The organism is Microbacterium sp. ISL-103, from assembly GCF_018613995.1.
Lineage (GTDB): Bacteria > Actinomycetota > Actinomycetes > Actinomycetales > Microbacteriaceae > Microbacterium.
Genome location: NZ_JAGGPD010000234.1, coordinates 1 through 8,718, shown reverse-complemented (window position 1 = coordinate 8,718; position 8,718 = coordinate 1). Strand labels below are relative to the sequence as shown.

General features: G+C 67.8%; 8 protein-coding genes and 1 pseudogene. 1 reads left to right on the top strand and 8 read right to left on the bottom strand.

The genetic code is table 11. The features are described 5' to 3' along the window. The 8 genes and pseudogenes from J7E68_RS19755 to cycA all read right to left on the bottom strand — a co-directional run. Window positions 1-345 (bottom strand): annotated as a pseudogene (locus J7E68_RS19755) (carbohydrate ABC transporter permease); the annotation flags it as partial. Next, the gene (locus tag J7E68_RS09620; RefSeq protein WP_251048838.1) at window positions 342-1,307 is read right to left on the bottom strand and encodes a carbohydrate ABC transporter permease; all 966 of its coding nucleotides are present in this window, start codon (window positions 1,305-1,307) and stop codon (window positions 342-344) included. The gene J7E68_RS09620 and the pseudogene J7E68_RS19755, both read right to left, overlap by 4 nt. A 10-nt stretch (window positions 1,308-1,317) precedes the next feature. Then, the gene (locus J7E68_RS09615; RefSeq protein WP_215172053.1) at window positions 1,318-2,592 is read right to left on the bottom strand and encodes an extracellular solute-binding protein; all 1,275 of its coding nucleotides are present in this window, start codon (window positions 2,590-2,592) and stop codon (window positions 1,318-1,320) included. Between the two features lie 35 nt (window positions 2,593-2,627). Continuing rightward, window positions 2,628-3,620 (bottom strand): LacI family DNA-binding transcriptional regulator, encoded by a 993-nt coding sequence (locus J7E68_RS09610; protein ID WP_215172051.1) that lies wholly within the window; start codon window positions 3,618-3,620, stop codon window positions 2,628-2,630. 163 nt (window positions 3,621-3,783) lie between these two features. Next, window positions 3,784-4,713: a DnaJ domain-containing protein gene (locus tag J7E68_RS09605; protein WP_215172049.1), complete on the bottom strand. Its 930-nt coding sequence runs from the start codon at window positions 4,711-4,713 to the stop codon at window positions 3,784-3,786. A 74-nt stretch (window positions 4,714-4,787) separates the two neighbouring features. Next, window positions 4,788-5,441, bottom strand: coding sequence for a YigZ family protein (locus J7E68_RS09600; protein ID WP_215172047.1), 654 nt, complete (start codon window positions 5,439-5,441; stop codon window positions 4,788-4,790). A 31-nt stretch (window positions 5,442-5,472) separates the two neighbouring features. Next, window positions 5,473-6,459 (bottom strand): aldo/keto reductase, encoded by a 987-nt coding sequence (locus J7E68_RS09595; protein WP_215172045.1) that lies wholly within the window; start codon window positions 6,457-6,459, stop codon window positions 5,473-5,475. Window positions 6,460-6,552: 93 nt separating this feature from the next. Next, window positions 6,553-8,013: a D-serine/D-alanine/glycine transporter gene (cycA, locus tag J7E68_RS09590; RefSeq protein ID WP_251048837.1), complete on the bottom strand. Its 1,461-nt coding sequence runs from the start codon at window positions 8,011-8,013 to the stop codon at window positions 6,553-6,555. Between the two features lie 146 nt (window positions 8,014-8,159). On the opposite strand from cycA, the gene J7E68_RS09585 reads away from it, so the two are divergent. Further along, window positions 8,160-8,718 (top strand): MATE family efflux transporter (locus J7E68_RS09585; protein ID WP_251048836.1); only part of this gene is annotated, 559 nt, incomplete at its 3' end.

Here is an 8,718-nt window from a genome sequence, read left to right as displayed (position 1 = left end):
CACGAGCGGCATGAGCACCCAGATGACGCCTCGGCCGCGGAAGTCGAGTCGTGCGATCGCATAACCGGCGAGCAGCCCGAACACCACGGTGCCCAGCAGCACACCCGCCGTGAAGATCAGCGAGTTGAGCAGGGAGCCCGCGAGGTCGATGCGGGAGTCGATCGCGAGGAAGTTGTCGACCGTCCACCCGCTCGTCGGGAAGAGCTCGTCGGGGGAGTTGGTGGGACTCTCCTGGAACGCGCCGACCAGCATGAAGTAGAACGGGAAGGCGAAGCCGATGGCCGCGACCGTGAGCAGGATCAGACTGAGGATGCGGGGCAGTGAACGCTTGCGTCTCATGGTCATCGCTCCCTGGTTGCGCGGTTGGCGGCGAGCGAGAGCATGCCGACCAGGATCACGAGGATCATGCCGATCGCTGCCGCGGTGTCGGGGTTCTGCTGCTGGATGCCCAGCTGATAGATCAGCAGCACGGGTGTGGAGGAAGCCCCGTCGGGGCCGCCGCCGTTGGTCAGCAGGTACGGCTCGGTGAAGAGGTTGGCGCCGGTGATGATCGACAGGATCAGCACGAGCGTCGTGGCGCTGCGCACGCCGGGCACGGTGACGTTCCAGAAGCGCGAGAAGGCTCCGGCGCCGTCGGTCTCGGCCGATTCGTAGAGCTCTTTCGGGACGTTCTGCAGTGCCGCGAGGTACAGCAGGATGTAGAAGCCGAGCTGCTTCCACGTCACGTACAGCGCGATCATCGGCATCGCGAGACCGCTGTTCACCAACCACGACGGATCGGGGGCGAGCGGGCCGAGGATGGTGTTGATCAGACCGTTGCCCGAGAACAGCAGCATCCACACTCCCACGAGCGAGACGCTGGCCGTCAGGTACGGCACGTAGAACGCCACCCGGTAGGCGGCGACCCAGCGGATGCCGGTGTTCAGTGCTGTGGCGAGCACGAGCGAGAGCACGGCGGTGAGCGGCACGTTGATGACGAGGAAGATCAGCGTGTTGCGGAACGAGCCGAGCACCCGCGGATCGGTGAGCACGGTGACGAAGTTGTCGAAGCCCACGAACGGGCGCTCGACCTCGACGTTGGGGGCGGTGAAGAAGTAGTCGTGGAAGGCGATGTAGATCGCGAACCCGAGGGGGTACGCGAAGATCGCGATCACGAAGAGGAAGTACGGCAGCGCGAAGAGGCCGCCGAGCGGTTGCGCACCCAGCAGTCGGGTGCGCAACCGCGTCCTCGGTTGCCGTCCCGCGGACGGGGCCGGGGCTGCAGCGCCCCCGGCCACGTCCGCGACGGCGTCGTCTCGGAGCGTCATGACGGGCTCGTCACTCGGCGACGAGGTCGTCGATCTTCGTCGCGGCGTTCTTCAGGAAGTCGTCGATCGAGTTCTTCCCGAAGATCACCGCGGCGGAGTACTCGTCGCGGAAGGCCTGCCAGGCTTCGACCGAGTTCGGGATGCTGGGAACGTCGGCCGTCGCCTCGGCCTGCTCGGCGAACGCCACGTAGTTCGGGTTCGCGTCGAAGTAGTCGGCGTAGGTGCCCAGCAGATCCGTGCGCATGGGCATCTGGCCGGTGGCCTCGAGCAGCTGTCCGTCGCTCTCGACGCTGGTCGAGAACTTCAGGAACTCCCACGCCGTGCCCTGGTTCTCGCACGAGGTGAACATCGACACGCTCTTCGAGTCGGCGAAGGTGGTCGGGTTCTCCCGGCCGTCGCTCGTCGGCACGGGCATGAACCCGACGTCGACCGTGTCGGCGTACGACGGGATGGCCCAGGGGCCGGCGAGCTGCATGGCGGTCGTGCCGGCAGACATCGCGTCATCGGTCGAGGCCTCGTTCGGCGAGAGCTTGTCGTCGTAGAAGGTCTTCCAGAACTCGGCGACCTCGCTGCCGGCATCGGAATCGAACGTCGACTTTCCGTCTTCGACCAGCATCTCGCCGTCGGTCTCGGCGAGGTAGAGCGGGTAGAAGTCGAACCAGGGCTGGTAGAACTCGCTCGTGGGAGCCGGCCAGATCGCGCTCTGCACTCCGGAGTCGACGATCGCACGCGAGCCCTCGAGGAAGTCGTCGTACGACGCCATCTGCGGATCTTCGGGATCGATGCCCGCCGCCTCGAACAGCGCCTTGTTGTACATCACCATCACCGGGTTCGACTTCCACGGCAGCTGGTAGAAGCTGCCGTCGGTCGCGTACGACTCGACGTCGCCGCCGCGCTCGCTGATGTAGTCGCCGCCGCCCTCCATGGTGTTGAGGTCGACAAGGCCACCCTGCTTGACCCAGCCCGACACGGCGGCCGGGGCCACGTTGTAGACGAGGCACGGTGCGGTGCCGGCGGTGATCGCGGCTGTGATGGCCTCCTCCGACGACGACCCTGCGGGGATCTCCTGGGCGTTGACCTTCTCGTCGGGGTGCTCGGCGTTCCACGCCTCGACGACGGCGGTGCCCCAGGCGACCTCCTGCTCGTTGTTCGACAGCCAGATGTCGATCGGACCGGTCGCTCCGGCAGAGGCCTCGCCTCCACCGCCCCCGCCGCCTGCCGAGCATCCGGTGGCGACGAGCGCGACCGCTCCTAAGAGCGCTGCTGCGCGGATCTTCTTCTTCATGGTGTCCTCCTTGACGCGATGGTTCGGGTGATCGTCTAACGGGCGGTGCTCTCCCGGAAGTGCACGACGTTGCAGTCCACGACCTCGGTGCGCGGTTCAGCGCCGAGGATGTCGGCCTGCAACCGACGGGCTGCCGCGCGTCCTCGCGCGGCCGGGCCTGACGAGACACTCGTCAGTGCAGGGGAGAGATGGGCGGAGAGGTGGTCGTCGTCGAAGCCGGCGATCGCGAGATCGCGGGGGATGCTGAGGCCGCTTGAGCGGGCGAACGACAGTCCGGCGATCGCCATCGTGTCGTTCGAGTAGAGGATCGCGGTCGGGCGATCGGTCAGACCGAGCAGATCGGCGGTGAGCGCCCGACCGCTCGACGCGGTGAAATCGCCCTCGCGCAGGAGAGTGTCGCCGCCGACGGCCTCGATGTAGGCATCCGCTCGCACCCGGGAGTGCACGTAGTCGAGAGGGCCGGAGACGTGCGCGATGCGTTCGTGCCCGTCGGCGCGCAGGTGCGCGATGATCTCGCGCACGGGCTCGGCGTCGTCGGTGCGCACGCACGAGAACCGGGTCGGCTGCTCGTAGGCGCCGACCAGCACGGCTGGCAGGTCGAGCTCTTCGAGCAGTGGCACGCGCCAGTCGTCGGTGCGCAGGTCGAGCAGCAGGGCGCCGTCGGCGCGTCCGTGGCTGAGTGCGCGGTAGGCGCGCTCCTCGGCGGCGCGATCGGGGACGACGTGCAGGATCAGTCCGGTCTCGGTCTCGGCGAGCACCGATTCGACCCCGGCGATGAAAGCGGGGAAGAACGAGTCGTTGGCGATGACCTCGGGGTCGCGGGCCAGGACGACAGCGATCGCGTTGGCGGTCTGCGTGGCCAGTGCGCGCGCGCTCTGGCTCGGCACCCAGTTCAGTCTCTCGGCCGCGGCGAGCACCTTCGCCCTCGTGTCGTCGGAGATCGGCCGCTTGCCGCTCATCGCATGCGAGACGGTGGCCTTGGTGACGCCGGCCTCGCGGGCGACGTCGGCGATCGTCGTGCGGCTCATGCCACCTCCTCGTGGAACATCGGCTGATCGGCCGCATCCTCGTCTCGGGGTTTAACCGGTTTGACGGATGCGGGTGAAGCGAGTGTAAACCGGTTTGACGATCCTGGTCAAGAGGTTCGGGGTGACAGCATCCAACGTGTCGGAATATGGGGCCGTGCCCTGATCAGACGAACGTGACGGTCTGCTGCAGGCGGGTGCGCACGTCGAACAGCTCGTTGCCGCCGATCGCGCGCGCACCGGGAACGCCCTGGCGCAGCACCATCGCGAGTGCACTGCGGCGCACGACCACGACGGGCACGCCACGGCTGCTGCCGAGCGGCGTGACGGCCTGGGCCAGATCCTCGTCGGGGAGCACCATGATCACGCCGCCGAACTTCACCCGGGCGGCCTTGGCCACCGTGCGCATCCGAGAGAGCGCGGCGGTGACGGGCGCGCGGGTGCCGAGGCTCGGGCCCGTGATCTCGCCGCGACGGAAGCCCACGACGCCGCCGAAGTCCTCGGACATGACGCCATAGAGACCCGACGGGCTGAGCACGACGTGGTCGAGCTTGTCGTCGGGGTCGGTGGAGGTGGCGACGTCATGCCACACGGTGAATCCCATGCCGAGGGCGCTCACCGTGCGGGCGGTCGCTTCCTCGGCGAGGGCATCGGCGAGCAGACGGCGCAGGTCGCGCGGGGCGGATCGCACCAGGGCGGGGTCGTAGGGATCGGGAACCTCGACGCCCCGACCGGCCCATTCGCGGATCAGTGAGAGGTACCGCTCTCGCCGCCATCCGCCGGGGTGGCCGTAGGAGCGCGCCCGGGGGCGGGTGTCGGTGCGCGTCGCCGATTGCGGGCGCCAGCCGTTCCACTCCGGCTCGGCAGGGATGCCGGGATGCGTGCCCGAGCGGCGGTCGTACGCGGCGCGGCCCTCGGGGGTGCCGACGAGTTCCCACGCGCGCTGCACCTGGATGAACACGGCGGCGTCGCCACCGGTGTCCGGATGGGTCTGGCGAAGTCGAAGACGATACGCGCGCCGCAGCTCGGCGTCGTCGACGGTGGGGTCCACGCCGAGGATCTCATAGGCAGAAGCCGAGAGCGGGCTGTCGAACATCGCTCTCCTTCCGAGATCGCGGCATCCAGAATATCCGGATGCTGTTGTGGATCAGCCGGGGGCGTCGGCTGAGGTCAGGCCGGCACGTCGACGATGCGCTCGACTCCGCGCAGCGGCACGACGGCGCCGGCGGATGCTGCCGCGAGGTCGTCAGCGAGCCGGGCGAGCTCGTTCGCGGGCACCCACACCTCGAGCGTCGCCAGCGCGGCGTAGTGGGGTTCGCCGAGAGTGGCGCCGTGATGCCCCGACCAGTCGCGGAGGAGGTTGTCGAAGCGACCGGCGTCTGCGTGCGAGACGTCGATCGTCACCTGCGTGAGCGACTGGCGGTGCACGAGCGCAGCCTGGTCGAGAGCCTCCGACACGGCCGACGAGTAGGCGCGCACCAATCCGCCGGCTCCGAGCTTCACGCCCCCGAAGTAACGGGTGACGACGGCCACGACGTCGGTCAGCTCCCGCCGTCGCAGCACCTCGAGCATCGGCACGCCCGCGGTGCCCGACGGCTCGCCGTCATCCGACGATCGGGCCTGATCTCCGAGCAGCCCCGTGACCATCGCGCTGCAGTTGTGTCGCGCCTCCCACCACCGCTTGCGCAGGCGCGCGATCACGGCCTCTGCGTCGTCGACCGAGTCGACGGGTTCGACGGTCGCGATGAACCGGGACTTCTTGATGACGATCTCGTGCTCCACCGGCGCGGCGATCGTGGCCGGGTAGCTGCGGGGCGGATTCATCCGCCTCAGACTACCCAGCGCACGTGTCGGCTCACCGATCGACGAACGACATCTGCTGAGGGTTGTACCGGTCTCCCTGCACTCCGACGCGCTCGGCGAGCTGATCGAGATCGGCGACCTCGTCGGCCGAGAGCGCGACGGCCGTCGCTCCCGCATTCTCGGCGATGCGAGACGTGCGGCGGGTTCCGGGGATCGGCACGATCCAGGGTTCCCTGGCGAGCAGCCAGGCCAGCGCGATCTGACCGGACGATGCCTCCTTCGCCTCCGCGAGAGCCGTGACATGACTCACGAGGGCCTGGTTCGCGGCCCGATTCTCCTCGCTGAAGCGCGGGATCGTGCCGCGGATGTCCCCGTCTGAGAAAGAGGTGGTCTGGTCGACCGTGCCGGTGAGGAATCCCTTGCCGAGAGGGCTGAACGGCACGAAGCCGATGCCGAGCTCGCCGAGCACCGGCAGCACCTCGGATTCGGGATCCCGCGTCCAGAGCGAGTACTCGCTCTGGAGTGCGGTGACCGGCTGCACGGAGTGCGCGCGTCGGATGGTCGAGGCGGATGCTTCGGACAGACCGAAGTGACGCACCTTGCCTTCGGCGATCAGCTCGGCGACCGTGCCCGCGACGTCTTCGATCGGCACATCGGGGTCGACGCGGTGCTGGTAGAAGAGGTCGATCACGTCGGTGCGCAGACGGCTCAGCGACTGCTCGGCGACGCGGCGGATCTGCGCGGGCCGACTGTCGAGGCCGACGCTCTTGCCGTCTTCGATGCGCCAGCCGAACTTGGTCGCGATCACGACGTCGTCGCGGATCGGCTCGAGCGCTTCGCCGACCAGCTCCTCATTGACGTACGGACCGTAGACCTCCGCCGTGTCGAAGAAGGTGACGCCGAGATCGAGGGCCGATCTCAGCACGCCGATCATCTCGTCGCGGGTGCCCGGATTCGGTCCGTAGCTCTGCGACATTCCCATGCAGCCGAGACCGACGGCCGAGACCTCGAGGCCCTGTCCGAGTGTGCGAGTGTGCATCAGATGTCCTTTCGTCAGGGCCGACGCTACGCGCGTGCCCCGCGACGAGGGAGGGGCTGTCGGAACCCCTCTCGGCATCCCACCGCCCGCGCGCTACTCCGCGGAGTCGTCTCGCAGGTGTGCGATGTGCGCCGCGTGGCGCGTCAGGTGGTTCTGCGAGCGGCGGACGAACAGCCAGGCGACGAGCAGCAGCACGAACCAGATCGGCGTCACGAGCAGCGCGGTCAGGGTGTCGGGCTGGGTCGTCAGCGCCCAGAGGATGAACACGAAGAACGCGAGCACCACGTAGACCATGAAGACACCGCCCGGCATGCGGAACTTCGACGCCGCAGCCTTCTCGGGGCGGGTGCGGCGGTAGGCGAGGTAGCTGCACAGGAAGATCGTCCAGACGAACATGAAGCAGACGGCCGACACGGTGGTGACCATGTCGAACGCGGTGCCGATGTCGTCGCCCGAGTACAGCAGCACGACGCCCGCGAGCAGCAGGATGCACGACAGGAACAGGGCGTTCTGGGGCACGCGGCGCTTCGACAGGCGGCCGAAGATGCGCGGGGCGTCACCGTCTTGCGCGAGTCCGAACACCATGCGCGACGTCGAGTAGATGCCCGAGTTCGCGCTCGACATGGCCGAGGTCAGCACGACGAGGTTCACGACCGTGGCGGCGATGCCGAGGCCCGCGAGCGCGAACATGGCGATGAACGGGCTCTCGCCCGCGACGTACTCGGTCCAGGGGGTGACGGCCATCAGGATCACGAGCGCGCCCACGTAGAACAGCAGGATGCGGATCGGGATCGCGTTGATCGCCTTCGGCAGATTGCGCTCGGGGTCTTTCGTCTCGGCGGCGGCCGTGCCGACGAGTTCGACGCCGACGAACGCGAACACCGCGATCTGGAATCCGGCGACGAACCCCATGAATCCGTGCGGGAACATGCCGCCGTGGTCCCACAGGTTGCTGAAGCTCGCCGTGCCCGCATCGTGCTGGAAGCCGGTGAAGATCATCACGAGACCCGTGATGATGAGTGCGACGATCGCGATGATCTTGATCAGCGCGAACCAGAACTCTATCTCACCGAAGGCGGCGACCGTCGGCAGGTTCAGCGCGAGCAGGATGACGATGACGAGCACGCCGGGGATCCACAGCGGGATGCCGGGGAACAGCGTATCGGTGTAGCCGGCGATCGCGATCACATCGGCGACACCGGTGACCACCCAGCAGAACCAGTACGTCCACCCCGTGAAGAAGCCTGCCCACGGCCCGAGAAGGTCGCTCGCGAAGTCGCTGAACGACTTGTATTTGAGGTTCGACAGCAGCAGCTCGCCCATCGCCCGCCTGACGAAGAAGAGCATGAAGCCGATGATCATGTAGACGAAGATCACCGACGGGCCGGCGACCGAGATGGTCTTGCCGCTGCCCATGAACAGGCCCGTGCCGATCGCCCCGCCGATCGCGAGCAGCTGGATGTGGCGGTTGCTCAGCGCTCGTTTCAGATGCTGCTCGTCACCGTCGGCGGATCCGTCCACCCCGACGGACCGGCCTGTCTTCTCTGTCGTCATCGCTCGAACCTCCGGTGCTCCGTGCCGCGTCCTGCTGCGGCATCCTTCCGACCGTACTTGCCGATCGGGGATGGCATCGAACCGAATCGATTCGATATCCTGGTACTGAACCCCGATCACCCCCCAGTTCTGCGAGCCGCTTCCCCATGGCCACCTCTCTCACCACGGGCCGCCCGTGGCGTGTCATCCTCTCGTTCTCGATCCCGCTGCTGCTCGGCAACGTGGTGCAGCAGATGTACCAGTTCGTCGATGCCGTGTTCGTCGGCCGGCACCTCGGTGTCGAGTCGCTCGCCGCCGTCGGCGCCACGGGCAGCCTGCTGTTCCTGCTGATCGGCTTCGCCTGGGGCCTCACCAGCGGCTTCGCGATCCCCATCGCCCAGGCGTTCGGTGCGGGCGACGGGGCGGCCGTTCGGCGCTCGGTGGCGACCGGCGTGATCCTGACCGGGATCACGAGTGTCGTGCTCACGATCGTCGCCCCGCTGATCGCCGCACCGACCCTCGCCCTGCTGCAGACCCCGCCCGAGCTGATGGCCGAGGCGACGATCTTCACGCAGATCAGCTTCCTCGGCGCCAGCGCGACGATGTTCTTCAACTACCTTTCGGCGATCATCCGCGCGATCGGCGACTCGCGGACGCCGCTCATCTTCCTCACTGTGTCGTGCGCCCTGAACGTCGGCCTCGTCATCCTCATGGTCGGCCCACTCG

What these genes read in the sequence shown, in the direction of transcription:
- J7E68_RS09620 (WP_251048838.1), bottom strand. Translation starts at nt 1,307, where the DNA reads ATGACGCTCCGAGACGACGCCGTCGCGGACGTGGCCGGGGGCGCTGCA.
- J7E68_RS09615 (WP_215172053.1), bottom strand. Translation starts at nt 2,592, where the DNA reads ATGAAGAAGAAGATCCGCGCAGCAGCGCTCTTAGGAGCGGTCGCGCTC.
- J7E68_RS09610 (WP_215172051.1), bottom strand. Translation starts at nt 3,620, where the DNA reads ATGAGCCGCACGACGATCGCCGACGTCGCCCGCGAGGCCGGCGTCACC.
- J7E68_RS09605 (WP_215172049.1), bottom strand. Translation starts at nt 4,713, where the DNA reads ATGTTCGACAGCCCGCTCTCGGCTTCTGCCTATGAGATCCTCGGCGTG.
- J7E68_RS09600 (WP_215172047.1), bottom strand. Translation starts at nt 5,441, where the DNA reads ATGAATCCGCCCCGCAGCTACCCGGCCACGATCGCCGCGCCGGTGGAG.
- J7E68_RS09595 (WP_215172045.1), bottom strand. Translation starts at nt 6,459, where the DNA reads ATGCACACTCGCACACTCGGACAGGGCCTCGAGGTCTCGGCCGTCGGT.
- cycA (WP_251048837.1), bottom strand. Translation starts at nt 8,013, where the DNA reads ATGACGACAGAGAAGACAGGCCGGTCCGTCGGGGTGGACGGATCCGCC.